The 24431-nt window shown below is 67.0% G+C and carries 24 protein-coding genes; 8 read left to right on the top strand and 16 right to left on the bottom strand.

What is annotated here, in order from left to right:
• Window positions 1-17: 17 nt before the first annotated feature.
• Entirely contained in the window at window positions 18-1811 is a 1794-nt protein-coding gene (locus tag QSK36_RS18195; RefSeq protein WP_285783249.1) for a type IV secretory system conjugative DNA transfer family protein, read from the top strand.
• Between the two features lie 25 nt (window positions 1812-1836).
• Window positions 1837-2148 (top strand): type II toxin-antitoxin system Phd/YefM family antitoxin, encoded by a 312-nt coding sequence (locus tag QSK36_RS18190; protein WP_285783248.1) that lies wholly within the window; start codon window positions 1837-1839, stop codon window positions 2146-2148.
• Window positions 2149-2854: 706 nt separating this feature from the next.
• Here the strand turns inward: QSK36_RS18190 and QSK36_RS18185 are convergent.
• Complete coding sequence (locus QSK36_RS18185; protein WP_285783247.1) at window positions 2855-3457, bottom strand: ATP-binding protein; 603 nt, start codon at window positions 3455-3457, stop codon at window positions 2855-2857.
• 143 nt (window positions 3458-3600) lie between these two features.
• Here QSK36_RS18185 and QSK36_RS18180 point away from each other — a divergent pair, with 143 nt between their 5' ends.
• Together QSK36_RS18180 and QSK36_RS18175 are read left to right on the top strand one after the other, a co-directional pair.
• Window positions 3601-3777, top strand: a complete 177-nt coding sequence (locus QSK36_RS18180; RefSeq protein ID WP_285783246.1) for a transposase — start codon at window positions 3601-3603, stop codon at window positions 3775-3777.
• A 572-nt stretch (window positions 3778-4349) separates the two neighbouring features.
• Window positions 4350-5333 (top strand): hypothetical protein, encoded by a 984-nt coding sequence (locus QSK36_RS18175; RefSeq protein WP_285783245.1) that lies wholly within the window; start codon window positions 4350-4352, stop codon window positions 5331-5333.
• A gap of 390 nt (window positions 5334-5723) precedes the next feature.
• Here QSK36_RS18175 and QSK36_RS18170 read toward each other — a convergent pair whose 3' ends face one another.
• From QSK36_RS18170 to QSK36_RS18145, 6 genes are all read right to left on the bottom strand, one after another.
• A complete protein-coding gene (locus QSK36_RS18170) occupies window positions 5724-6425 on the bottom strand; it encodes a DUF3800 domain-containing protein (RefSeq protein WP_285783244.1) in 702 nt (233 codons plus the stop codon).
• Between the two features lie 258 nt (window positions 6426-6683).
• Window positions 6684-7166 carry a DUF4913 domain-containing protein gene (locus QSK36_RS18165; RefSeq protein ID WP_285783243.1) on the bottom strand — a complete coding sequence of 161 codons (483 nt, stop codon included), beginning with the start codon at window positions 7164-7166 and terminating at the stop codon, window positions 6684-6686.
• Entirely contained in the window at window positions 7163-8038 is an 876-nt protein-coding gene (locus QSK36_RS18160; RefSeq protein ID WP_285783242.1) for a hypothetical protein, read from the bottom strand. Before QSK36_RS18160 ends, QSK36_RS18165 begins: the two co-directional genes overlap by 4 nt.
• A 238-nt stretch (window positions 8039-8276) precedes the next feature.
• A complete protein-coding gene (locus QSK36_RS18155) occupies window positions 8277-9227 on the bottom strand; it encodes a hypothetical protein (RefSeq protein ID WP_285783241.1) in 951 nt (316 codons plus the stop codon).
• 211 nt (window positions 9228-9438) lie between these two features.
• Window positions 9439-10353 (bottom strand): hypothetical protein, encoded by a 915-nt coding sequence (locus QSK36_RS18150; protein WP_285783240.1) that lies wholly within the window; start codon window positions 10351-10353, stop codon window positions 9439-9441.
• 60 nt (window positions 10354-10413) lie between these two features.
• Complete coding sequence (locus QSK36_RS18145) at window positions 10414-10887, bottom strand: hypothetical protein (protein WP_285783239.1); 474 nt, start codon at window positions 10885-10887, stop codon at window positions 10414-10416.
• A gap of 160 nt (window positions 10888-11047) precedes the next feature.
• On the opposite strand from QSK36_RS18145, the gene QSK36_RS18140 reads away from it, so the two are divergent.
• Together QSK36_RS18140 and QSK36_RS18135 are read left to right on the top strand one after the other, a co-directional pair.
• Complete coding sequence (locus QSK36_RS18140; protein ID WP_285783238.1) at window positions 11048-11185, top strand: hypothetical protein; 138 nt, start codon at window positions 11048-11050, stop codon at window positions 11183-11185.
• 1357 nt (window positions 11186-12542) lie between these two features.
• The gene (locus QSK36_RS18135; protein ID WP_285783237.1) at window positions 12543-12677 is read left to right on the top strand and encodes a hypothetical protein; all 135 of its coding nucleotides are present in this window, start codon (window positions 12543-12545) and stop codon (window positions 12675-12677) included.
• Window positions 12678-12788: 111 nt separating this feature from the next.
• Here the strand turns inward: QSK36_RS18135 and QSK36_RS18130 are convergent, their stop codons facing one another.
• Complete coding sequence (locus tag QSK36_RS18130) at window positions 12789-13547, bottom strand: hypothetical protein (protein ID WP_285783236.1); 759 nt, start codon at window positions 13545-13547, stop codon at window positions 12789-12791.
• 97 nt (window positions 13548-13644) lie between these two features.
• Window positions 13645-15840: a relaxase/mobilization nuclease domain-containing protein gene (locus QSK36_RS18125; RefSeq protein ID WP_285783235.1), complete on the bottom strand. Its 2196-nt coding sequence runs from the start codon at window positions 15838-15840 to the stop codon at window positions 13645-13647.
• A gap of 928 nt (window positions 15841-16768) precedes the next feature.
• Between QSK36_RS18125 and QSK36_RS18120 the strand changes: the two genes are divergently transcribed.
• Together QSK36_RS18120 and QSK36_RS18115 are read left to right on the top strand one after the other, a co-directional pair.
• Window positions 16769-17545 (top strand): endonuclease domain-containing protein, encoded by a 777-nt coding sequence (locus QSK36_RS18120; RefSeq protein WP_285783234.1) that lies wholly within the window; start codon window positions 16769-16771, stop codon window positions 17543-17545.
• A 360-nt stretch (window positions 17546-17905) separates the two neighbouring features.
• Window positions 17906-19276, top strand: coding sequence for an AbiJ-related protein (locus QSK36_RS18115; RefSeq protein ID WP_285783233.1), 1371 nt, complete (start codon window positions 17906-17908; stop codon window positions 19274-19276).
• 390 nt (window positions 19277-19666) lie between these two features.
• Here QSK36_RS18115 and QSK36_RS18110 read toward each other — a convergent pair whose 3' ends face one another.
• From QSK36_RS18110 to QSK36_RS18080, 7 genes are all read right to left on the bottom strand, one after another.
• The gene (locus QSK36_RS18110) at window positions 19667-20527 is read right to left on the bottom strand and encodes an SPFH domain-containing protein (RefSeq protein ID WP_285783232.1); all 861 of its coding nucleotides are present in this window, start codon (window positions 20525-20527) and stop codon (window positions 19667-19669) included.
• Window positions 20524-20805 (bottom strand): hypothetical protein, encoded by a 282-nt coding sequence (locus tag QSK36_RS18105; RefSeq protein ID WP_285783231.1) that lies wholly within the window; start codon window positions 20803-20805, stop codon window positions 20524-20526. Before QSK36_RS18105 ends, QSK36_RS18110 begins: the two co-directional genes overlap by 4 nt.
• Complete coding sequence (locus QSK36_RS18100; protein ID WP_285783230.1) at window positions 20802-21281, bottom strand: hypothetical protein; 480 nt, start codon at window positions 21279-21281, stop codon at window positions 20802-20804. The genes QSK36_RS18105 and QSK36_RS18100 overlap by 4 nt, the downstream gene beginning before the upstream one ends.
• A gap of 328 nt (window positions 21282-21609) precedes the next feature.
• A complete protein-coding gene (locus QSK36_RS18095) occupies window positions 21610-22023 on the bottom strand; it encodes a hypothetical protein (RefSeq protein WP_285783229.1) in 414 nt (137 codons plus the stop codon).
• A 166-nt stretch (window positions 22024-22189) separates the two neighbouring features.
• Window positions 22190-22531, bottom strand: a complete 342-nt coding sequence (locus QSK36_RS18090; protein ID WP_285783228.1) for a hypothetical protein — start codon at window positions 22529-22531, stop codon at window positions 22190-22192.
• A 218-nt stretch (window positions 22532-22749) separates the two neighbouring features.
• Entirely contained in the window at window positions 22750-23250 is a 501-nt protein-coding gene (locus QSK36_RS18085) for an AAA family ATPase (RefSeq protein WP_285783487.1), read from the bottom strand.
• A 154-nt stretch (window positions 23251-23404) separates the two neighbouring features.
• Complete coding sequence (locus QSK36_RS18080) at window positions 23405-24097, bottom strand: hypothetical protein (RefSeq protein WP_285783227.1); 693 nt, start codon at window positions 24095-24097, stop codon at window positions 23405-23407.
• Between the last annotated feature and the right edge of the window lie 334 nt (window positions 24098-24431).

Below are 24431 nucleotides of genomic sequence, written 5' to 3'. Positions count from 1 at the left end.
TTCGAAGGGATGAACTGATGCACGGCGGATTCGGCCGCTGGTCGACCAGCCCACATTCGGAGTACCTGCCCTGGGTGCTGCTCGGAGTGCTCATCTCGGCTGTACTCCTGCTGGGCATGGTGTGGTTGGGAGGCAGCATCGGCGCCCTCGCCGCCGGGGCAGGCTGGAATCCCCCTCCCTTCCGATTGAGCACCCTGATCGCTATGCTCCGCTCCCCCAGCCAGGTCTGGCCGGGAGTGTCTTCCGCCATGGTCTGGGTGGGCATTGTCATCGTCACCGCGGCAACCAGTGCGGCCCTCGTCCCGCTTGGCCTGAATACCTACCGATGGATGATGCAGACGCCGGGGCTCGCCACAACGCGAGACCTGCGTCCGTTCAGTTACAAGGCGAGCGTGCGTCGGGCTCGGCAACTGCGCCCCTCGCTGGGCGCTGTCCGCTCCCCCGCCCCAGACCAGACTGGCATGCTGCTCGGCGATCACCAGGGGGTCGAGCAGCGCGGCAGTTGGGAAGACGTCATCCTCGCGCTGATGGCCCCGCGGTCCGGCAAAACGACCGCGCTCGCAGTCCCCCTTGCACTGCGTGCGCCCGGAGCAGTCCTGATCACTTCGCGCAAAGCTGACGTCTACTGCGCCACCGCCGCCCCTCGACGGGCCGTTGGGCGGTTATGGCTGTTCGACCCGCAGCACATCGCCTTCGGCGAGCAGGATTGGTGGTGGGACATGCTCGCTCTGGCCCGCACTGTTGAGGGGGCGCGCCGCCTGGCCGGCCACTTCATCAGCGCCGCCTTCAGCGCGAGCGAACGCAGCAACTTCTGGTCCTTGGCGGCTGGAAACGTACTGTGCGCGCTGTTCCACGCGGCCGCCCGCGCCGATGACGGCCGGACCGTCCAAGACGTGCTCGCCTGGCTCGGTAACCCCGCCGACCGCACGCCGCTCGACCTGCTGCACGACGTCGGCGCCGACGGCTTGGCCGACCACCTGCAACGCACCATCCGCGGTGCCCCCGAAACCCGCGACGGCATCTACGAAACCGCCGGCCAGGTCGTGGCCTGCCTCCTCGACCCCGCCATCACCGCCTGGGTCACCCCTGATCCGGACAAACCACGCTTCGACCCGGATGCCTTCGTCACCAGCAAGGACACCCTCTATCTGTTCTCCAAGAAGGGCCCCGGCAGTGCGGCACCGCTCAGCGCCGCCTTCGCTGACGCCTGCTTCCAGGCAGGCATCACAGCCGCCGAGGCCGCCGGCGGCCGACTGGATCCGCCACTGCTACCAATCCTGGACGAGGCCGCCAACATCTGCCCGATAGAGGACCTGCCGGACCTGTACAGCTTCCTCGGAAGCCTCGGCCTGCCGGTCGTCACCATCTTGCAGTCCTACCGCCAAGGCGTACGTGTGTGGGGCTCTCCCGGCATGGATGCGCTCTGGAGCGCGGCAACCATCAAGATCCTGGGCGCCGGCCTCGACGACGCCGACTTCGCTGAGAAAATCTCCCGTCTCATCGGCCACCACAGGGTGGTCGAGCCGAGCGTCTCCTACAGCCGTCAAGGCCGAAGCCTCAGCCTGAGCACCCGTCTGGAGCGCATCTACCAGGCCGCCGACGTGCGCGCGCTCCCCAAGGGCACCGCACTGCTGCTGGCCACCGGCATTCGGGCGGCAGTTATCACGCTACGCCCGTGGATGATGGAGCCCTACGCTGACAAACTCGCTGCCGCGATCAAGCGTGAAGAGCATCTCCTGACTCAGCGCGCCCGCCGCATGCACGGCACGACAACGACCACGGGTGCTCTGCGCAGCGCCAAGGATCAGTAGAAAGGACGCAACTGTGGCGAGACCGATGAAAATCAAGCCCGTCGAAGTCGTCCGCGATGCCCTGAGCGACATCGTCACCGAGATGCGCGACCGAGGCCTCCACAGCGAACCCGTCGCCATCAGTGATGGGGGTCGACCACTCGCCGTGATCATCCCCTGGCCTCTGTTCTCGGCTCTGGTGGACGACGTCGACACGGTCCTGTCCGCTCAGGCCATCCGGGAACGTCTCGACGCCACTGCCGCCGCAGGTGGTCCGACGCTCACCACTCTGGAGGAGTTGGCGGCTGAGGCCGGCGTAGACGTGAACAAGTTGGTTGAGGGAGACGGCCTAGCTTGACCGCCCTGACGACGGCGAGATGAAGGACGCAGACCGTAAACTCCCTGTCGCCTACAGTCCTGGGGTGATGGACGACCTGCGGGCGCTGTCACCCGTACATCGCCGCCTGGCCATCCTGCTGATCCGCGACCTTGCGATCGGTCGAGAACGGGGCGGAGAGTGCGGCGACCGACTGGGGCTTGATCTACGAGGATGTCGCAAGGCCTACTTCGGCTCTGCAGACGAGCGCCGCGTCCGTGGAGCGCCGTGGCGGATTGTCTACCGGGAGGACGTGCGCGGTGATACCACCCAGAGCGTGATCCACATCGTGGCGATCGGCCCCAGAGCTGGCCACGCTGTCTACGAAACCGCAGCGCAACGGCTTGGACGCTACGTTGACCCACAACAGCAGCAGAACGAGCGGGTCAGCGCAGCTCGCCTTCGCTCGAGCACCGCTCCTGTTCAAGGGCCCTCTTCATCACGGCAAGCAGGCGTTCTACCCAGCAGCCTCGGCTCGCATAGTTTCCCTAATCCGCAGCGCTCGCGCCGGCGATGACTTCGACCTTTCCCGCTGGCGGCCCAGCCTCAACAGACGCGGGCACCGGGTCGGCGCAGGCTGACCGCCGCCGGGAAACCGGCAGTGGGCCTGCTGGGTTGGGCTGACGAGAGGGATCCCTGCGTACGCAGGTCGGTGGTCCAGCCCGACCTGCGTACGGCGAGGCCCCAGCTACTCGGCGAGGACCTCCGGGCCGATGAGGTGCGCAACCGTGGCCCGGTACAGCAGCCGATCGGCGATCTTGCCGTACACCTGCTCGAACGTCGGCACGCCCGGGTACGGCACCGCGTCCCCGACGGCCAGGTTCGTCGCCACGACGGTCGGCTTCCTCTCACCAAGCCTCGCATCGATCAGCTCGTACAGCACCGGGGACGGCAGATCAGGGGTGATGGGAGAGCGGAGGCCGGCGTCGAGGAGGAGCGTTCCGAGGCCATCCAGGAACAGCAGCCCCGCCGTCCGGGCTGTGCTGAGGTCGCCCGCGTCCCGTACGGACCCGTCCGGGTTCACCAGGTCGAGGCAGCGGAAGTAGCGAGCGCCCCAGTCGCTCTCCGGGTCGGCCGGGGCGTAGCCGTTGATCAGGGCGCAGCCGGCGTATGTCTTGCCGACGTGCGTGCGGCCGACCAGGACAAGCACGGGAACGTCGGTGGCGGGCCATCCCGTCACCACGCCGCCCGGGTCCTGCTCGGGGCGGAGACTGTCCAGGGTCGCGGAGGCGTACCGCTCGGGGGCACTGCCGTGCTTCATCAGCAGCTTGGCCAGATGCGGCGTGTCCATCGGGGGTCCTCTCGTCGGGGGATGTTGTGCCGTCCATCATGCGACAAGGCACCGACATGACAGGCCCACCTTCGCAGCCGCCCCTGGCACCGGCCCTGGACGGCTTTGCCCTGCTTTGACCTGCTGATTCCTACTATCGCTTCATGTCCAGGTGGGTCGGAGCCGACGGCTACGAGGTGGCTGTGATCACTCTGGATGGGCGCCCCCGCTTCCGAGTGCGCCAGCTTGGGTACACGATCGCGTACTGCCGCACCGTCGCAGAGCTGGCGCAGCACGTGGACCTGGCGGACCTGGTCGAGGTAGTGGAGCTGCGCCGGTAGCCGTGCCGCACTGCCAGCGGCGCACCCTCAAGGTGGAGGGATCGTCAGCGTCGGCGATTCGCTTGTCCGTGTAGGCGGCGGCCTGGTCCGACGATGCTGCGGGCGTTGAGGGATCGCAGGCGCAGCGCCTCTTCCCGCCACGGCTGGGGCGACAGCAGGTGCGGCTCGATGTATGGCTACCGGCCTGCAGCGCTCATCCGCACGCAGATCCACCCGGGCGCGCGCAGGGGGAGGCGTGGACCGGCCTCTGGCCCGGCACCACCGACTGCGAGTGGCTCGACCTCATCCGCCGGTGGGTCGACGGCCTCGGCTGGGTGCCTGCCTTGCTCGCGATCGAGCCGGACGGGCAGCCTGACTTCAACCGCCTGTATGCGGCGTGCCGACGGGACCCGGAGCTGCTCCGCTGGGAACGCCGGTAGCGGCCAGGCCGACAAGCTGGCCCCCAGATCGGGGGCCAGCGCGGTAGGCGCCGTGATGTGTCGCCTACCGCGACCATTCCCGTGGAATAGCGGCAAGGCCGGCATTCGCGGCTTGCTGTAAGGTCCAGTCAGCTGATCTCCAGGAGCCCCGCCATGGCCGACAAGTCCGCGTTCCTTCGCCTCACGCTCCCCCACCGTTCGGTCACCCCGCCGACCACGGCGCCACCTGTGGTACCTGCGTGGTCGGCGCTGGGGAGCGTTGCCTTCTCGGGCACCCTCACGTGCGGAGTCGAGGTAGCGACCTCCTCGAAGTCGTTCTACGTCTTCGATTTCTCCAAGGACCCAGAGGCGGCATCGGTGCAGGGCGGGTGGCCCAAGGTGCCGATGGAGCAGATCCATGGTGTCATCGGCCGCCGACTGAAGATCATGAACGCCTTTGCTCTCTGCCTTCACAGTGCCCACCTGTCCGTCGAGGGCATCTACGAGGCGCCGTTCAAGCTGACACCGGAACACCTGCTCCACATCGAACCCTCAGGCGGGGCCGGATCTGGCGGGACAGCATTTCTGCTCCTGGCGCTCACCAAAGCCGCTAACGCGGGCGGTACCCCCATCAGTTCGGTCTTCTCAGGCTCCCCCATCCCTCAGGAGGTGCCGGCCGCCGCGGTGGCGCTCCTGGACCAGGTCCTGGAGCATCCCGAGCCTCAGGCATTCGACCTCGCTGTCCTGATCAACGATGCGCTGGTCGCGGCCAGTGCGCACGACAATGCAGGAGCAGTCGTCACGGCCTGGTCCGTGTGCGAGGTCATCCTCTACCGCATGTGGCTCGCCCTCGCCGACGCCGTCCATCAGCAGCAGCTGGGCGCGTCCTTGTCGAAGACCAAGCAGAGGGACTACCAGCACGACTTTACGGCCTCACAGGTCGCCGAGTTCTTGTGGCTGTCCGGGAAGCTGACGAAGGACGAGCACAGCGACTTGGCCCGGGTCCGTAAGGCCCGCAACGCATGGGCTCACTCCATCGAGTCACCCCAGCGAGACACCGCGACACTGGCAGTCCGCACCGCGCTCCACATGTTCGAAACAGAGTTCGGGATCACGATCAGCGCCAATCCGGCAGGCCAAAGCTCCTACGCTCCGTAACCCGCGAGATCCCTCCACTCCGGACGGCTCATGACGGCCGCGCCGGATGATCCCAGCGAGTACGAGGCGGGCCCGCTCGGCGGGCCTCGCCTACCGGGCGAACTCGCCCAGGCCGCTCAAACACCGCCTCGTCCGCGCAATCGTGCCCGAGCAGGGTGACCTCCTGACCCGAAGGAGTTCGTCGGCTGTGGTGCCGCGCTCCTTATGTGCGCGAAGTGATGAGAGGAGGCTCAGCACGTGGCGCTGGCCGACCTGGATGAAGAGTTGAACGCCCCGCGCCGCGCTCAGCAGTCTCATGCTGGTGAGAACGTGGGAAGCACGCTACCCTGAAGGGCAGGAGGAAACTCCGATGAGCCTTGAGCCCCGCCAGCGTGCGGGGCTCTCGTGCGTTCAGGGCCGCCAACAGTGCTGGTGCACAATTCGGCCGGCCACCCGCTCCCAGAGCGCCGCGTTCGCCCGCTGGGCTCGCTCATCCTTCGTCGGCACGGCCTGCATGCGGTGGTGCAGGAACACCAGTAGGTCGGCGGCCTGCAGCAGCCGGGACGTGTGCGACGGCGCGAAATGCAGCGTGTCCACGATCCTTTCCAGTCTGCGGGCACGCCACCCATTCGTGCCCACCGTCTGATACTTGCGCAGATCTTGCCGGTACTCGCCCTGCTGCCCGACCTCGTCGGCGATGACAAGTACATGCTCATCCCTGACCCGGGCGTAGTCGTCGACGCGCTCCAGCAGGTGCGCGAGGACATGCTGATGCGGCGGGTACGGCGTCGCGTACCGCTGCCGCAGCAGATCCGAGCACACTCCGCGCAGGATGACCGCGACCTCGTGGTCGGCGATCGCCTGAAACCCGGCGTGGTAGACGCCAATGCGCGCCCGCGGCATCGTCTTGATCGGCTCCCAGTCACGGTTGCCGTGCAGCAGGTCGGTGCCATGCAACTCCGCTGACGGTGCGATGCCGTAGGCCTGCCCGGCCGCGGCTACGACCTCATCCAGGGCGTCGGTGAGAGAGATCGCCTGATGACCGGGGACCAACAGCGCCGCCATGTAGTACCGGTCGCGGGTGTAGCTCTCGTCCACGTATGCCAGCAGCACGCCGACCAGCCTGGCAGACCAGAGCCTGGCCGCAAGCAGAATCTGGCGCCTACCTTGCGACCAGGATGAGGCACGACCTGGGACGAAGCGGTTACGATCACACGACCCGGGCTTCGGGGACCGTACCTGGGGAGCTCGAACCGAAGTGTGGACTACCGGCCCGGTGCGTAATGCCGCTGTCGACGCTGCGGCAAGGTGGCGCATGAGGTAACGCTTAAGCGGCTGCCGATCGAGGCGTACAGCAGAGGGCATGAGCAGTCAGTTTGCCTCCATGTAGTCGTGGTCGACCGGAGTCGGTCTAGTGGGGCGGTGGTTCGGCCTTGATGGGTCCGTCGTGCAGCCGGCAAAGGGGCCCTCGGGGTCTCTCAGGGTGTTCAGAGCGGGTATGAGGAAGTCTCTGTGCCAGATGCCCGGACCGCTCCATCCTCCGGCAGCGGGGTCGGTGTGTTCCTGCCAGGCCATCCATAGCGCGTGCAGCCACGCCAGAGCCTCGTTGTGCTGCCACCACTGGGGGCACCATGGCCGGCCGGGGCTCGGCTCGCTGATGTAGAAGGGGACAAGGATGACATGCACCCAGGCAATCAGCAGGGGCAGCTCCGCACGCCATTGCTCGTCGTCCAGCAGAAGCAGAAATGTCGGGGCCGCCTGCTCGTCGGCTGCTGTCTCATCGCCCGAAGCCTCCCCTACCGGATACGGCAGGCCGGACGCATCGTCCTGGGGCAGCGCGTATTCCTCGGTCATCGTGCTCGGCTCGCTCGTCGAAGGGCGGCCGCCTGCGTCCTGTCTGCAGTGCGACGAGGTGCCTCCGCAGCAGCTGTCGGCGCGGGAACACCTGCTGAGCGCATCCTCGCTACGGAAGCCCGAAAGGTGGGATGAGCTGCCCATCCCCTTGCTCTCGCTGGTACGTCGATGACCTGTGGCGAGGGAGCGGCACCTTTCCTATCGGCAGACTGTATCTGAGCGGTCGATGCTGGCCCGGCGGACGACAGTCCGCCGAACTGTGCGGTGACCTGGTTGGCCGTTGCCTGCGCGGACCGGGCGAGCTCTGCGAGCGCATGCCGGGCACTGGCGTTGCGCGCTGACGCGGTGAGCTTGGCATGGAGCGAGGCGGCCTCCTGAGCGATGACGCGAGACGCCTGAAGACCGACAGTCCGGAAGAAACCTTGAACGCGGGCGTCTTGCAGGAAGTCCTGAAGGTCACCCTGGCTTCTCTGCATGGTCGTCTGAATGGCGCGGCTCATGTTTTGCAGCGCGCCACATATGGCCCGGACCGTCCGCCATTGAGCGCTGTCCTGGAATGGACTGTTGTGACGCGCGGCGTCCTGCAGGGCAGGGGCCGAAGGCATGAATTTCTGCCAGACGGGGTCGAGTTGGATGGCAGCCGGAGGCAGGGGCATGGCACCGACCTGCTCGGTCATGTTGCGTAGAACGGGCTGGGCCATGTGCCACTGCGATGCTGGGACGGCCAGAATGTTTTTCAGCCGAGCGAAGCCTTGGTGAATGTCATCGAAGGTGATCGCCTCTAGCCCGGCGACGGGCAGGTGGTCCGCTGCCGCGTCCATCAAATGCGCGAAGGACTGATCAAGTTGGTCAGGATCTGCAGCGACAGGCATTGACGCCGTCCTCTCGTCCGCTGGGTCAGCTCCCCGCAGAACACACCCAATACAACAGTCAGCATCAAGCGTCACAATAGTCAGATATCGAAGTCAATGCTGAGCAACTTGACCGACGCCAGGTGCTGGCTGAGGTGAGTCCCTGCAACTCCCTGCCCCACAGGGCCCGCCGCCGCATTCCACCAGATCAGCGCTCCTCGCCGCCCTCGCCCCCTCTGGGCGGGGGCGGCGAGCTGGGTCACAGGAAGCGGACGCGGGCGACGATGGCCATCAGGTCCCCGGCGGCGGCCGCGCGGCGCAGCGCTTCGTCGCTGGGGTCGTCCGCGGGGCCGATCAGGAGGACGTGCTCCTTCTGGTCAACCAGGTCGAACCAGACCGGCGGCAGGGACACCGTCTCGGACGCCTGCCACAGGATGAGGTCGTCCCACCCGGCGGCGTCGAGGTGCGCGATGGTCTGGGCGGAGCGGGTGGCGATGTCCATGCGGAGCCGCCAGTCGGGGTCCATTGGCGGCAAGGTGCTCATGTCCCAGGCTGGCCAGCCGCAGCGGTCACGGATGTCGTCGGTCCCGGCCCCGGGTGTCTCGGGGACGAGGACCAACATGGGCAGCGGCCCTCCGCCGGCATGGACGGTGCCGGGGCAGACCGCGTAGGCGGGTGCCGGGGGCTCGTCCCCCGGGACGGATCCGGGCTCGGGCACGTCGGCCGTGACGATGCTGATGTCCGCGCCGGCGACGGACCAGTGGTCGAGCGTGTCGTTCAGCAGGTCCCCGGCCTCCTCGTCGCTCATCAGGCTGAGGGCGTCGACGGCATCGGCGCTGCCGGGATGCTCCTTCACGTAGCGGGCGAGGTCCTGCCATGCGCTGGTCGTCGGCGAGGCGAGCATGCCCACGACGGGCACCAGCCCGTAGACGGCCCCCGCGAGGGCGGCGACGGTCGCGCGGTCGGCCAGCAGCTCGGGGAAGAGGTCGTCCTGGCAGGGGCCGCATCCGGCCCGGCACGCGCCGACCATCTTGGCGGCGAGGGGCACGTTCACGGGGCGGCCGGCCGGGTAGGGCAGGTCGGCCAGGATGGTCAGGTCGGGGGCGGGGTGCTCGTGGCCGCGGGTTTCGTACAGGGCGCGCTGGTAGCTGGTGCCGGTGGCGCGGGCGTGCTGGCGGGTGTCGCGTTTGTGGCGGCGGTTGCGGGTCATGACGGGCTCGTTCTGGCGGTCCTGGGCCCCACGCACCCGGCCGCGCGGTGCTCGCGTCACGACAGGGGAATCTTCTCAGGCCGCGGATTCGGAGAACCTTCGTCCCATGCGCGCCGGTCGGCGTGGGCGTCCCGGCGGGGATTCAGGCGTCACGGCGACGCCAGGGGCAACCATATCTGGCGGGCCCCTGGCGTGGCGAGCACCGTGCGCGTTACGGCGTGTCGTCCGCCGTGTCCTTCGCGGCGGGGTAGTGCGCGCGGACGAGGTCGAGCAGCCCGACGAGGAACTCCGGCCTGTCCTGGAAGCTCAGGCTGTAGCTCATCCCCTGCCCGTCGCTGTGAACGGTCAGCGAGCCGTGGGCGGCGGCGGGGTCGCCGAACAGGATCAGGTCGGAGCCGAGGGCGCTTTTGATCTCGGATCGGATGTGCCGGCCGCCGGGGAGCTGCAGGGCGAGGTGCGCGGCCCAGATCTCGCGCTCACGTCGCAGGGTCTCCTTCTGGTCGAGCTCGGCGCGCTGCGCGGTCAGCTTCTCCCGGTAGGTCGGTAGGAGCCGCCGTTCGATCTCCGTGGCGATCGCCGTGACGGGGCGGGCCCGCCACACGCTGGTGCGGGCGAAGTTCACGCCGAGGGACAAACTGGTGAAGTTCGTGGGGTCGCAGCGCAGGGGCAGGCCGACGAACGAGATGCGGTTGTTGTTGCGTTCGGCCCAGGTGCGGTGCAGCAGGACGATCCGCTCGTCGCCACGGGTCAGGGCGGCCAGGGGGGTGCGGTCGCACTCGATCGTCTGCGCGGTGTACGGGCCGGGCAGCAGGGCGGTCAGGCCCTGCGCGAGGGCCAGGGCGTCGCCGGGGACAGGGAAGTTGATCAACGGGGGTCTCCGCGGGTTCGTGGTGAAGAGGGGCGGCCGCCCGGCGTGGGCGGGGCGGCCGCGGGGGCGGGGCTGCTCGCCAAGGTCGGCCCAGTTGTTCAGCAGCAGCGTCCGGGCGTCGGCCAAGGGCATCAGGTCACCGTTGCCCCAGGCGCGTTCGGTGCCGTCCGGGCCAAGTTCGAGCCGGACCTGCAGGCGGTAACGGCAGCCGGGCGTCGGCCGGCGGGCGGCGGGTGGCACGGGCCAGGCAGCGTTCATAGGCGTACTGGAAGTCGGGGCTGCCGTACGAGCAGAACGCGGCCGGGTCGTACGGTCGGGTCACGTCAGCCACCGTGTGCGCTGCATCCACGCGCGCATAGCCTCGTGGTCGGGGTTCTCTGGGGCGAGCGGCCAGATGCGGCGCCAGCGCGCGCGGCCGCCCACGACGACGACCTGGTCCCAGGTGTCCTCCCGGCCGTCGCCAAGCTGGTCGGCGGGCCAGTGCTCCACGAGGATCAGCCGCGGGCCGTACATGTCCCACAGGAGCTGCCAGATCTCCTCGGCCGCGTTGGTCACGGTGACGCGCTTGCCGGTCTCGGACACCACGGCGACGACCGCTGCAATGCAGGTGCCGCCGTCGCTCGTGGGCGCGGTCGCGGAGTCGGCCTGGTAGACGCGCAGGCGGGCGATGCCGTAGCCGCCAGCGCAGCTCGACGGGTAGCGCCAGGCGGTGTCCTCGTGTGCGAGGCGGGCCAGGTCGGGCAGGTCGGGAAACACGATGGGGATGTCCTCCTTGACGGGGGTGAAAAACACGGCGTTGTACCGCGGGACACGTGGCCAGGGAAGCGGACGCTGACCAGCTCGTCGCCGGTGTTGCCGATCAATGGGCGATCCGCGGAGTCGCGTCGGGCTCGGGGCACGGGGACGAGCTAGCCGGCTCGGCGGCGATCCGGCCGAGCCAGCCAGTCTCGACGTGACGGACGTAGCTGCCGACCGGGAACCGGTCGGCGAGCTCAGCGAGCTGGTCGACCACCACCGCGTCGGGGTGCTCTCGGACTGGGCGATGGCCGCAACTTCCTCGGCGGTGTCCTTGTCCATACGGGTGGCGTAGTAGGGGCTGCCATGGGGTGTAGCGGATGGGGGCGGCTAGGGGGCGCTTGGACTCCACCTGGCCGTGCCACGGTCAGCCCCAGGTGACGAGGGTGTCCGGCGGCGCTGTGGCGTGACGACCATTTGGACGAGCGCGGCGAGGCGGCTCTGCGTCTCGGGGTCGGGGTGACCTTCCGGCCAGCGGAGCAGGCGCTCGCGGAAGTCCGCGAGCGTGCAGGCGCCGCCCTGGCCGATCGTGCCGTCGTGGGATAGCTCGGCCAGGTCGAGTGCCTGCTGGACCAGGTGCGCCGTAGCCGTTGAAACTCAACTCCGTCTCGGCGGCCATCAGCAGGCGCTTCTGGCCGGGGCTGTAGAGGTTGAACTGGACGCTCATCGCGGGGCTACTCCCGTACTCGTGTGCGCCGATCGACACGGAGATCGACGTCGTGGCGGCGAAACGCCGACCGGTGAGAACGACACCGCGACCCCGATCGCGATATCGAGGTCGACCACCTCATCGGTTACTGAGACAACAACCGAACGAACCTGGCACGTGTACCTGCTCTATGAGGGACCAGGCGGCGACCACCGACGCCAAGGGACGTTCGCGGAAGCGGCCCTCCTGCACAGCCTCGTTTCCTCGGAGATGCCCATCCCGCCAGAGCGGCGCGCTCCCCCGCGTGACCGCGACGACGTAACCGACAAGAACGCCGTCTCCGGCCTGGACCGCGTCGATTGACATCGAGACCGACGCGATCGTCGAGAAGGTCGACCGAGTGAATCAGGAGGAGGAGGCATTTGTTCGGCGGCTCCACGCGCTAGCTGCGGTCGCGCTGAGGCGCACGCCAGAACGTCGCCGGGAGCCTCCAGCGCGGCATCCTCCCGGAGGTCGACGAGGAGGGCAACCAGCGCGATCCGATTTAACTGATCGGAGAGGGGCGGGGCGGCTACCGCCGACGTCGGCAAGGAGGGCTCCGCCACCCGCTGGACATCCTCGACAACGGCCACACCTAGCCCCGCAACAGCGCTACCACACCCCGGCCCCGCCCACGAGATCGACATCCCGACCAGGGAGAAAAGCACAACCCCGGGTTGAATCTTCACAAGACCTTCACGATCAGGTTTCTTCACCACGGCGGTGAGGTGCTGCCGCACTCGGAACACGCGGGGCGGATCGTCGAGGGGCACCACTACGCTTCCCCTCGTAATGCAGAAGCCCGGACCCCGTTGCCGCGGGGTCCGGGCCGAAGCGCGGAACCGTGCCGAACCCGAGGCTCTGCACTGGACCCACTCGACAAACGGCCAGTGTAGGACGCTGCGTGAATGACCGTCGCGTAGTGGTGCCTCAGGTTCGGCGACCCTCAATTCATGGAGGACGCATGAACTACGTGGCCCTTCCCGCCCTGCGGGACCTTGCCCGCTGGGGCGGCCTCATCACCGTCGTCGTGGTCGTGCTCTACATCCTCGTGCTGACCGGCACGAAGATCGAGCTGGCCATCGGCCCGGCCGCCTGATGAACCTGAGCACCCCTGCTCAATGGCCGGTGGCCGCCCACAGAGGCGGCCACCGCGCTCCCCCGCTGCTTTCGTCAGAGCCATCGATTTGGCCCTCGCCGGCCATCCCAACTAAAGCGACGAGTCCGGACGGATGCGGGCTCCCGGGATGATGCACGTTGCGATGCTCGCGTGTCGGCGGCATCCCAGCTCCTCACTGCCGGCCCCACTCCCATCCTCGGGAGGAAGGTAGACCCACTGGTCCTCTTGACGCGCGGAATCACACTCGCCGTCATCATCAACAAGGGCCAGACGAGCCAGGTCACAAGGCGATGCGTATCGGCTGGCGTCACATACTTCCATCCGGGCAACGTCCAGCGCGAGGGCGGCGCGCTCCATGCGACGCCGCGCCGCAGGCGCGAACATTCCTCCGTCCACCGCCCTTACGCGAATTTCCTCCCTCAACTCGTCAACCGCAGAAACGAGCTCCATGAGGTAGCGCGTCATATCGCCGTCCGGGGTGTCGTACGCCTCGGCCCGACGCACAGCCGGATCCGCCGGCATCGCGCTCGGGCCGAGCTGCCCGGCGACGGCCACCTGACGAACCCGCAGCAGCAGCGCATCTACACCAGCAAGGCGTCGCGTCACGCCGTCCAGCGACAACTCGTCGACGACAGCGATCCGCTCACCGGGACCTGCGATGTCGCCGTCAGCGTTGGCCGGCAGCGTGATGACGTCAGCAGTCACGACCCAGCAGTCGTCGACAACAGGGTCAGAGCCAGGCTCGCATTCGGGCGGGCCGATGATGACAGGAGCGTCCTGCGGAGCCGCTGTCACAACAGCGGCGAGTTCAGCTGCCGTGCTGATGATGCGCGGCCCTGTCGTCGTCATGGCTGTTTATCTACCATGCCGTGTCAAGTACTAAGAGCCGCGTCCTTTACAACGTAGATTAGTATGACGCATGTGGTGTCAGACGATGCATGCGGGGTTAGAGACGTTGACGTCGACGATTGCCCTGCTTCGGTGTCTCAGCTGGAAGCCGACGCGTCGACTGTTTGACGTCCGGTGTCATAGTCGGCGTCGCTGACGTTGTCGCAGACGTGCGCCGTGCTGCGTCAACTCGTCGCGACGACACGGCTGCTTTCAACGCGGGCAGTTCCTCGACAGGCACGACAACGACATACGCGTCGCCGTCGGGGGCGACAAATCCCCGGCGTGTCAACTGGCCGATCAGTTCAGCCGCCTTGTCGTGTCGCACCCATAGTCGCTTGGCGAGTGTTGGCAGGGAGCATTCTTGACTCTCGACCACAGTCAAAGCTGCCAGGCAGAAGACATTGTCATCGCCTGGTTGAATCGCAGGTTTGGCAGCGGGTTGACGCTGCTCCCGTTCTGACTGGGCGACGCCGGAATCGGGGGTGGCAGGCGCATCCTGCGTAACAGGCGTCCCTGTCCGGGTTGGTTGACGCGCAGCGGGGCCATTGGGACGATCAGCCGGAGTGGTCTGGTGTGCCAGCCACATCTGCAGACGTCGGGTCAGAACATGGGCGTCACTGCGCGAGGGACTGACAGGATCGTTTTTCAGCGCTCTTTTGTGCACAAGTTGCGTCAGGACTGCTTCTGGGTCCGCGCCTGACGCTTCAACCTGCGCGAGCATTCTCGCCAGGGTCGGCCACGCCGGATCTGCAAAGATCTCATCGACGTTGGCGCGGCCGGCGACCGCGCGTCTGACGGCCTGGCTCAGATCTGCCCGATATGCCGCCCTGCCAGCTCGAGCCCGCGCAGGCGCACCCAGCTTCTCCGCGGCCTCCTGGAGGTGTTCGGCCGCGACTCGCGCCGCGTTGGCATGCGTCTCCCGCCTGCGGACCTCGTAGCCTGCGGCGACAAGACGCACCGCCTGGAGCGCGGCCAGGATGAACGCCAGGGCCGCGAGGTCCTCGTCACCTGTCGACAGCGTTTGCCCCGCCGCTGCAATCGTGCGGAGAGCGACTCTGGCCTGCTGCGCGACCTGAGTTTGCACGTGCCAGGGCACACGACCTGCTCGCTCGAACGCCCGCGCCGCTGTCACCAGCTCATCACGCACCTGCTTCGGTGCCCGACCGGCGGCCGCGGTGAGCAGGTCGGCCAGTGCAGCGGTTGCTGCAGCCCCTCGCTTGTCGCCAGCCTGGCGGAGTTCGGAGCTGGCCAGACGTACCGCTTCGGCCGCCTGCCGCCAGGCGGCCACGCGCCGGCTCTCGCCGTCGGTGGCGTCGGCTACGTGCTTGGCAAGGCCCACGCTCTGTGTTCGGGTTGCGGCCGAGGGGGCGGAAAGGTCCGCCCAGCGCTGCCGGACGCGGGGAAGCGACAGGTCAGGGGCGAGTTTCGAACCGGAGAACCAGACCGGAGCACCGTCCTTAGCCCGGTCTTCTGGTCGTGCCACCGCGTAGCCGACAACCTCACCTGAAGGAAGCGTCCGTGTCTGCACGAGCATGCCTAATTGACGCAGTCGAGCGAAAAAGTCCTGCTCACTGGTTGATTCGACAGCCTCCTGCCGAACGGCTATAGCCAGCCACTCTCGCGTGGTCTTCGGCTGGCCCACCCTTCCGCGATAGTCCTTGAAGAGCCGCTGTGCCTTTCCCTGCTCGCCCCTGGTGGGGCGGGGAACGGCACTGTGATCGGCCGGGGCGGTTGCTCGCAGACCGTACTCTCGTTCGATCGCCCGGCATTCTTCTCGTAGTCGTAAGCGCTCTCCACGCAGGTCAGGGCGCTGCCCATCTTGTCTAACCAGCGTTGCCACGATGTGAATATGGTCCTCGCTGTGCCGTACCGCTATCCAGCGGCACCCATACGCATCGCCATGCGGAGCGACACCGGCGGCCGCCACTAAGCGGCGGGCTACCTGTGCCCACTGCTCATCGTTCAGCCACACGTCCCCAGGCGCGCAGCGTACGGAGGTGTGCCATACGTGCTGGCGGATGTGCCCCTTGCCCTCAAACACAGCCACTGGCCGGTCTAAATGTTTGGCGAGCAGCGCCAGGGCTGTTTGCCGCTCCGCAGTATCAACGGCCGTGGTGCGCGCTGGATCCGGCTCCGTCTCATCCCAAGAGGCGATCATTCGAGGGTCGTGGTGCTCCTCGTGCGTTCCTGGCCCATACAGGTACGAAAGCAATCCGAACGTGCGCGCCCCGTAAAGGATCTTGGCAATCATCGCCTAGACACTCTTACTGCCACAGCATCCGCTGTTGCCTCTATCCGAAGGACAGTGCGGTCGACCAGAGCAAACAGCCGGAGCAACTCATCGGCGTCCACTCCCACCTCCTGGGCTAGGTGGTCGAGATGGGCGCGGATGCGGCTCAGTTCAACTCGCGCCTTGACGAACTCCGCGACCTCCTGGCGACGTGTGACTGGGATCTGTGTCATGCCCGCACGAGCCACGGCCAGCGCCACCGTCGCGACGAACGCACCGACGCTCAACCCCTCGCGATCAGCTGCGGCCCGTACGTCAGCAATCTCACTATCAGAGAACTTCGGGGCAACGCGATGCTCACGGCGGCTATGGCTGTGCGTTCGCCTCCCCGTAGCCAATGCTGTCAGTCCCTCCCCACGCCAGATTGACATCGCAACGGACTATCCGTTGAGGATCATGTCAGGCGGATTGCCCTACTCGCCAGAAAAGGGCACCTTTCTTACCAACTTGCTCTGCAAATGATCATGAATAGTCTGAAACAGCAGTGCGCGGTCATCACCGCTGGGACTTGATGTCAGTGAATGCCTGGATTTGTTTTCAGCGGCGCCGGCGTCACCGGCAGCCGGTGGCACTGCCGTACGGCGTAGCCCGTACCGAGCCTCGGCCGGCAGCATGCGGCGCCCAGCGCGAACCAGGTGCCGCGCAGGTTGGCCCTCCTGCCGTCCCGGCGGGTGAGGGTCGCGACGATGTGAATGCGGTCAGCGGCGCGACGGATGGTGATCCACCGGTATCGGCACAGCAGCCGCAGTCCATGGATCGACGAGCAGCGCCTCTGCCCCCACTTCTGAGTGCTCGATCGGCTTGCGCGCACGTCGGCGGACACTGGGCAGGAGAGGTCATCGACAGCTGCCAGCACGGTTCTGTCGGCCTCGTATGCGAACGTAGGCGAATGGGCGACGAGCCTGAGGTCCGCATCGTTGACGGCCGTATCGTCATGGCGCCTGGGGTGGGGCCGGTGGCCATGGTGTGGCTGCCCCAGCACGGCCAGGTCATCGCGAAGATCCCCGCCAAGAGGGGGAACAAACGGTGGCTGCGCGCGACGGTGGGCGTCAGGTCTCCGCGTCTTGACAAGGACCGGTGGTACCTGCCGCGCAACTGCCTCACGAGGCTGGTGACAGCAGCGGTCGACCGGTACGGCTACATAGCGGTGTGGCGGGACATGTCGAAGCTGTCGCACTGCAACAAAGCCTGCTTGGAAGCGACGGGCGTTGACTGCGACTGCGCGTGCCTGGGGACCTTCCACGGCGAGGGCTCCGACGGCTGGTACGAACGCGTCGCTGATGCCATGGTCGCCGACCGGGGCGGGATCAAGCGCACCGTCGTGGTCTACGGCGGAAAGATGGTGGAGGGTGCCGCGGTTATCTACGACGGGGAGCTAGCCGGAAAGAAATACCTCGCAGACCGCGCCGACAGGGCCCGACTGGGCTGGCCGAAAGCCTCCCAGTTCATGTGCGCGGGCTGCCTGACCGCCCGGGCCCGGGTCTGGGACCACTGCCACACACACAAATTCGTCCGCGCCTCGCTATGCACCCGCTGCAACACCCGCCACTGGAGCGGATGGCAGCCCGAACACGGCCGGGCCGCCTCCAGCAGGAACCTTGACACCACCTACTACCGCTGGTGCCCCCACCATGCCGTCGATCCAGACGATCTCTGCAGCGCTTGATGCGAACCTCTACTCCGCTTTGCCCGCCCCGGAGCCAGCGCGATCAGACCAGGAGCTGCTCGGGCACGCCCGTACCGGGATAGATAGACCATCGAGGGCAGGTCGTAACGGTCCCGCAGGCTTTTCAGGGCCTTCCAGCGAGCGAGTCGGCCATGCTCCGATCTTCCCCGGCGCACGCGTCTGGAAGCCAGGCCCACACGCAGATGGGTATCTATATGGAGCGGGAGGCAGGCACCGGTGTCTCCGCCTGTCCGGCCATCGCCGAGGGAGGGCCGGACAAGTGCAGGCCCAGATAGCTGTCCATGTCCAGCTCAAGCCACTTCCGCTCAGGTCCGTAGCGGTTTCTGCCAGAATCACGGAATGGCGCGCGGACCGGATCTGAAGGCGTTACGCGAGCTCGTCGCCAGCGTCGTAGGCCATCTCACGTCCTACACTCATCGCGAGCTCGGTCCGCTCTGCGACCGTCTGGGAATGCCGCTGCCGGACGAAGGCTCCAAGCGCGAGCGGGTCAGCCAAGGCCTCGCCGATCTTTCCGACGCCGACCTTCCCATGGTGGCCGAGCGCGTCCTACAGCTGCTGCAAGTCTCCCCGCCGACCCGCAACGCGATTCAGGACGTCCTGTGGGCAGGCCACAACAGCCTGGATATCCCCGCAAAGACCCGACGGGACATCGCACGACATCTTGACCTCGCCGAGTTTGCTCTATACGCCGACCGATTCAAGGCCCTCCTCGCGCGCTTGTGGGTCCTGGACAACGGCCCGCTTGACTGGCTCATCGACGCGGGCGCGACGCTGAGCGCCCAGATCGACCAGCACGTTTTTCGTAACCCCGATTGGACTGCAGAGGATCTACTCGAACAACTTGGCGCGTTCGAAGCGGGCGACATGCGCTTCATGCTGTTCCTGGAAGGAATGACCAGCGCAGAGGTCCTTCCCGACGAGTCGGCACAACGGCGCGTGGTCGACACCATCAACCCGCACCTGCAAGCCATCGGGGCCGAACTTCGCGAGACCGGAACCGACGGCGGATACCCCGTCTTCCGCATCACCTCGACCCAGTCCGCACGATCCAGACAGCCCAAGAACCTGATCTTCGCCACGACAGCCAAGCCCGACATCCGCTTCCTGAGCGCCGTCGACAACGACATCGAAGTCCTCAACCCGGGCGACGTCCTTGTCTACGACCGCCCCATCAGCGCCGACGGCATCCTCTGGCGCCACCTGCAGGCATGGTGGAAGGAGACTCAGAACCTGCCAACCGATGAGGACGCGAAGAACTCCCTGTACAGCAGGCTCGGTTCCTGCCTGCCAAACAACTCCAAGGCCCAACGGAACCTGTTCACGCTCTACCACGAACTGCATGGCCCGAATGTTCCGGGGCTGCCTGCCCTCCTACCCGAGGTGTGGCTGCACTGGGACCCCAAAACCGTGCGTGCCCGCGGGCCCGAAGCACTACTCCGGTTCCGCATGGACTTCCTGCTTCTCCTCCCTCGCGGCCAACGCGTCGTCCTGGAGGTCGACGGTCCCCAGCACTACTCAACCGATGGACGACCCGATAGCGCCAAGTACGCAGCTGGCATGAAGGGTGATCGAGATCTCAAGCTCAGCGGATACGAGGTCTTCCGCTTCGGCACCAACGAACTCAACGACCCAGCCCAGGCTCGTACCCTGCTCCAGCAGTTCTTCGCCGACCTGTTCGACAGGTTCGACGTCATCCCCTCCCCTGACTGAGCACCGTCTGGGGCTGCCGCTGATATCGATTCCGCGCACGTCACTGAAAGTTTCTCCGCGTGCTACATCAGTGAACTGGTGATCGGCAGGGGTGCGGGCGGATCGTGCTGCGGCCCGCACCCCTGCGCCCGTCAGCCGGTGATGTGGTTGACCAGAGTGATCACGGCCCAGATCCCGACGCCGAGGACGCCGAGACCGATAACGGCACAGAAGATGAACCAGGCGGCGAATCCGCGGAAGAACATGGGGATGCCTCTCGTACAGGCGGTGTGCGGGGCGGCCGGTGCCGCCCCGGGGGTCAGTGGGTGAGGTATGCGACGGCGACGATGACGGCGTTGGCGAGCGGGATGGCGGCGACGGCCGCCCAGAGCGTCAGTCGCCTCACCGCGGTCACTTTTTGGTGGGCGGGGTGACGTTGATCGAGCCGCCCGAGGGGATCGGGATGACGGAGACCTTGCCGTCTTCGATCGCCTGGTAGAGCACAGCGCCTTCCGGGCCGAGCAGGTCCACGAGCTTCTTCATCGACTGGAGCTTGGTGTCGATGCGGTCGTTCTCGTTCTGCTGCGCCTTGTTCCGCTCCTGCGCCTCCACGGACGCGTTCACGGCGGCCAGGATGTTCGCGGGCGGCTCAGGGCTGCGCAGGATCATCGTCATCTTGGTGAAGTACGGCTGCCCGGTGAGCTGCTGCACGTAGGTGGCGACGCCGGCGGCGACGGCGGTCTCCCACTTGGTCTTGGCGCCGTTGCGGTTGTAGTGCAGCTCCTCCCACCCGTACTTGAGGGTTTCCTCGTCCATGGCACGCTCGAGTGCGTTGCCGAGGTAGAAGCGGAGCATGTTGCCCCATCCCTTGCCGTCCGCGCCGCCGTCGTACGCCTCGTACTTGAGGCCGATCTGCTCGTGGAACGCCTTGAGGAGCTGGCAGTCGGCGCCGTTCATGTAGAACGCGAGCCCGCCCGCGATGCTGAGGTCCACGCCGTCCTTGCTGGCGCTGTGGATGGGCTTGGCCTCCGACTCGGCGCGGCCGGTGAAGTCGTAGGTCCGCTGCTGGTTGGGGTAGACGTACGCCTCATCGTTGGGGCCGCTGATGTCCTGCTGGCCGGGCCTGATGCAGTTCTGGAAGGTGGTATCGGACATGGGGCCGGCGTCGTAGACGATGCCGACCTTGTCCGGGTCCGGCGTCGTCATGGTGCAGGCGGTCGCGAGGACGGCGACAGCGGCGAGAGCGACGACGGTGCGGGGGCGGGTGTTCATCTGGTGGACTTCCCTTCGGGGAGCTTGTGCAGGTTGGTGTGGCAGTTGCGGATTTCGTCCAGGACGATCACCGGGAACGTGGAGTCGAGTTCGCGGTGTAGGTGGGCCTGCTCGCGGAGCTTTTCGATCAGCTCCTCGTACGCGGCGAGCTTGAGCGCGTTGATCTTGGCCTGGCGTCGGCTGATCTCGCGCCGCTGGCCGAGCATGATGGCGGCGGCGACGATCAGGACGACCAGGACGGCGAAGGCGAGGAATCCGAGACCGAGGGCGCCTTTCACTGCCAGTCGCCTTCCTGCGCGTCCTCGGGGAGCGTGCAGTGGTACTCGACGTGGTAGTTCGGCGGGTAGTACCCCGGCGGGTACCACACGGCGCCGTAGGCGGGGTACTGGCGCCAGCCGTCGTACCGGAGGACCGGGCGGGGCTGGACGTACACGACGTGGTTGTTGACGGTCTTGTGCTGGACGTGGACTGTGACGCGGGGCTGCCTGGGGGCCGGGTAGGTGACGCTCGTCTTCGGGGTGGTCCAGGTGTGGCGGTCGGTGTTGGTCGATGCCGACTTCTGCTGCGTCTTGGTCGTGACGGTCGTGCGGGTGACCGTGCGGGTGACCTTCGTGGTGGTGCTGCGGCCGCCGGGGGGCGGCTTGAGCGCGGGCAGGGTGGCGGCGCATGCCGGCTGGTCGTCGGAGCACGCCGACACGGTGAGCGCCGCAGCTGTTATCACGGCCACGGTGACGGCCGCTGTGATGGTGCGCATGGGCTTTCCCTTCCGAGCGGAGAGGGGCAGGCGGTTGCCTTGTGCGGTGTGACTTGCGGCCGGCCCGTGCGACTCCGGACGCGGAGTGCCCGGAATCTGCTACGCCTGAGAGCGTTGTAGACCGGATAGATTTCGCGTTGCGGCCTTAGCCGCCCTTCAGGTTGCAGCTGTTCCGCAGCGGGTGAGGTGATCAGGCGCGGGCGGCGTATCCCGTCAGCCCACCCGAAGTCCAAGCCCAGGTGGCCCGGCCGGCCACCCTCACGTGGTCGTCCATGGCAGCGCGGTCCTACGGACCTGATTGGCGCGGCCCGGCGGGCGACGGGAAGGTTCAGTGGCGCTGCAGTGCGCTTGCAAGGGCGTCGGCCACTTCCTGCAGCTGGTCGTTGGGGACCGTGATCTCGAGGCCGCTGGGCTCCTGATCACGGGTGATCGCGAAGGTCACCTCGGCCCAGACCTGGGTGATGTGCAGGATCGTGCTGTCACCGCGTGTACTGCCGATGGAGCGGAAGTAGGGCCGCTCGGGGTTGCGAATGATTTCCTTGAGGAGAACCTGCAGGGTTTCGGCGTTCTTACTGTTGAGTCCGATGCCCTGCCGCGTCACGCCTTGAGCGATGGAGCCGAAGGCGAGGATGACCACGTGATCGTTCGGCAACGGCCAAGTGCTGTGCGGCGGGACAATGTGCAGGGTGCCGTCTCCGAAGGTGAGCGTCACGCCGAGTCTCTCGGCCGGTTTGGCCGCCATAGGGAGTAGTCCTCCGATGCAAAGTACGGGCCGCCCCTGGCATCCGTGGCGGATCCGCGGGCAGTACTCGCCGCTGAGGAGTGAGCATGTGAGCGCTTGAGAATTCGGCTCGCCTCGCGGCGCCCCGTTCCGTCACGTGGGGCGCCGCGTAGCGCGTCCGTACGCCTCAATTCCAGAGGGTCTGGCAGTTGGGGCTGTGGCTCTCGAACAGAGGGCGAGCGTGGCAGTCCCAGCAGGGGCGGATCAGCTCGCGGAGCACCTCGCGGGCGTGCCGGACTCGGCGCGGGACATCGATGAAGTGGATGCAGACGAGCTGGTAGCGGTCACGGAGATCGAGTTGCGCGAGGCGGCGGTTGATCGGCTTGAGCAGGTTGACGACGGCCTTGATGGGTCGCACGGCCGTATTGCGCAACGCGCTCGCCCTCACCACAGAGCTGTCATTGAAGAGCGCTTTGTTGCGCTGGAGTTGCTTTTCCGGTCCTTTGTTCTGGGGGGTGGATGCGGTCATCCGGCCTCCTGACACGAGCGAGTGCCACGGGAAGTGACACAAGGCTCTGACTGGGTCCCGCCGGGCTGTCGTCCCGGCGCTTAGGTCGTCAAACCGCGGGTTCTCGGGATGGGGGAAGGCCGCGAAGCGGTCTTGCCTTCCCCCATCCCGAGGTTCCGCGGTAGACCTAAGCAAGCGCCGGGACGACAGCCCGCACTGTGTGAGGCTGGCGGATACAGCTAGATCCGATGGCCTTCGACCCTGTCCCTGTTGGCCGGGCGGCGCCGGCTGGAGGGCTGACGCGCAGCGGCACCCTGCACGGCGCGCGCAAGATACTGGCGGTGCATACCCCGGATGACCTCCTCCCCGACGCTGCGCTCACGGCCACTGTCACGGCGGATGCACTCCTCCAGCGGAACATGGGTCAGGTCGCAGACCTCGAAGCCAGCACCCGCCTGTTCTGCGAGCACGCGGAGGCTGTCGACGACCCTTCGCGATAGGTTGGTGTCGTCGCAGATCACGTTCACGCCAGCCTCGAGAAGGGCGGTGATGACGGCGTCGCGAACCGTTCGGACCTTGTCTTCGGTCGCGTCGCCGAGGTACTCACCATCGTGAAGCATGGCACGGAGGTCGTCCCGGTTGACCCGGGCCCGGCTGGCCGGGTCCTTGGCGACCCACTTCTTCGCCAGGGTGGACTTACCGGAACCCGGGAGGCCTCGGGTGACGCGAAGGATCGGCACGAGCAAGGCTCCAATCAGTCGGAAAGGCTGGTGGCGAGGCCAGGGCGAAGGGTGTCATTGGGGTGCGGGGTGGCCAGGGCCAAAGCCGCTGCGTCAGCCGGGACGCGTGAGCGCCACGCCGTCCAGGAGCGTCTTCGTCAGCTGATCTCTTCGGTCAGGCGAGACGCTCGATATGAGCCCAGATCACGGTTTCGGCGGCATCACGATCGAACCCGCGTTCACCGGAGTGGTGAATGAACCGGTAGGTCCCTGGCGGTACGTCTACGACGGTGTCAGTCCAGTCGAGCCTGGCGGGGTCGCCACCTCGCTTCTTCCACTGCTCGAAGTCGGCAATGGAGTAGGCCCACAGGTCCGTGCAGATGCTCGCCAGGCAGTCGCTTTTGGGTAGCGACGGAACCTCGTCGTCGTCGTAGCCCGGGGTGGCGATGATGTAGTGGTCCGGGCTCGTGCGATACAAGCCGAGCTCGCAGTTGCTGGCTGGGCCGTAGGCGCATCCGAGGGCGGCCATGGCCTCGACCGCCTGGGCCTGACCAAGGGCCGTGGTGTAGTCGGCGAGACCAGAGTCGTCCCAGTCGTAGATGGGCCGTAGGTCGTCGCTGACAAGCAGCTTCCCGGACGACACATCGATGGTGATCTCGGACGTGATGCCGTTCGGGTAAGGGCAGGGGTCCTGCACTCGGATGGCGTCCTCGGTGACCTGGAACTTCGGCGGGCGGCCGCAGACGGCGCAGGGGTCCGCCCCCATGACCAACGGTTCCACACCGCCGAATGGCCGGAGCACTTCCACCTCACTCCACCGTGGGATCATGTGTCCGTTGCTCTGCAAGGGCAGTCTCGCGATGCTCACGGAATGGCTTCCTCTCGGCAGCGGACGAGACTCAGGGCCGCCGGTCGAGCGCCACCGTCGGAGCCTGGTGCCCGCGGGCTCTCGCGGCGGGGGAAGGTCGCCAAAGGCAATCGGGCCGGGGCAGGGCGTGTCCTTCCTCCAGGCATCGGCAACGCTCTCGGAGTCAGGCAGATGCGTCCGAGGTGGTGACCTCGGGTCAATCGACCCACCCCCGGCCGCTTCCTGAGACCTCGTGATACTGGTTGATCTTGTGGGTCGTCGCGGTGGTCACGACGGGGACCCTCACGGCCTGGCCCGTCTCGCCGTCTGGCGACGCTGTGTAGCCCGGTTCCAA

It is taken from the genome of Microbispora sp. NBRC 16548, from assembly GCF_030268985.1.
Lineage (GTDB): Bacteria > Actinomycetota > Actinomycetes > Streptosporangiales > Streptosporangiaceae > Microbispora > Microbispora catharanthi.
This window is presented reverse-complemented; position numbering and strand designations above follow the sequence as displayed.

Excerpts from the sequence above, each read along its gene's own strand:
- QSK36_RS18195 (WP_285783249.1), top strand. The coding sequence starts at position 18 with ATGCACGGCGGATTCGGCCGCTGGTCGACCAGCCCACATTCGGAGTAC.
- QSK36_RS18190 (WP_285783248.1), top strand. The coding sequence starts at position 1,837 with ATGAAAATCAAGCCCGTCGAAGTCGTCCGCGATGCCCTGAGCGACATC.
- QSK36_RS18185 (WP_285783247.1), bottom strand. The coding sequence starts at position 3,457 with ATGGACACGCCGCATCTGGCCAAGCTGCTGATGAAGCACGGCAGTGCC.
- QSK36_RS18180 (WP_285783246.1), top strand. The coding sequence starts at position 3,601 with ATGTCCAGGTGGGTCGGAGCCGACGGCTACGAGGTGGCTGTGATCACT.
- QSK36_RS18175 (WP_285783245.1), top strand. The coding sequence starts at position 4,350 with ATGGCCGACAAGTCCGCGTTCCTTCGCCTCACGCTCCCCCACCGTTCG.
- QSK36_RS18165 (WP_285783243.1), bottom strand. The coding sequence starts at position 7,166 with ATGACCGAGGAATACGCGCTGCCCCAGGACGATGCGTCCGGCCTGCCG.
- QSK36_RS18160 (WP_285783242.1), bottom strand. The coding sequence starts at position 8,038 with ATGCCTGTCGCTGCAGATCCTGACCAACTTGATCAGTCCTTCGCGCAT.
- QSK36_RS18155 (WP_285783241.1), bottom strand. The coding sequence starts at position 9,227 with ATGACCCGCAACCGCCGCCACAAACGCGACACCCGCCAGCACGCCCGC.
- QSK36_RS18150 (WP_285783240.1), bottom strand. The coding sequence starts at position 10,353 with ATGAACGCTGCCTGGCCCGTGCCACCCGCCGCCCGCCGGCCGACGCCC.
- QSK36_RS18135 (WP_285783237.1), top strand. The coding sequence starts at position 12,543 with ATGAACTACGTGGCCCTTCCCGCCCTGCGGGACCTTGCCCGCTGGGGC.
- QSK36_RS18130 (WP_285783236.1), bottom strand. The coding sequence starts at position 13,547 with ATGACGACGACAGGGCCGCGCATCATCAGCACGGCAGCTGAACTCGCC.
- QSK36_RS18125 (WP_285783235.1), bottom strand. The coding sequence starts at position 15,840 with ATGATTGCCAAGATCCTTTACGGGGCGCGCACGTTCGGATTGCTTTCG.
- QSK36_RS18120 (WP_285783234.1), top strand. The coding sequence starts at position 16,769 with ATGGGCGACGAGCCTGAGGTCCGCATCGTTGACGGCCGTATCGTCATG.
- QSK36_RS18115 (WP_285783233.1), top strand. The coding sequence starts at position 17,906 with ATGGCGCGCGGACCGGATCTGAAGGCGTTACGCGAGCTCGTCGCCAGC.
- QSK36_RS18110 (WP_285783232.1), bottom strand. The coding sequence starts at position 20,527 with ATGAACACCCGCCCCCGCACCGTCGTCGCTCTCGCCGCTGTCGCCGTC.
- QSK36_RS18100 (WP_285783230.1), bottom strand. The coding sequence starts at position 21,281 with ATGCGCACCATCACAGCGGCCGTCACCGTGGCCGTGATAACAGCTGCG.
- QSK36_RS18095 (WP_285783229.1), bottom strand. The coding sequence starts at position 22,023 with ATGGCGGCCAAACCGGCCGAGAGACTCGGCGTGACGCTCACCTTCGGA.
- QSK36_RS18090 (WP_285783228.1), bottom strand. The coding sequence starts at position 22,531 with ATGACCGCATCCACCCCCCAGAACAAAGGACCGGAAAAGCAACTCCAG.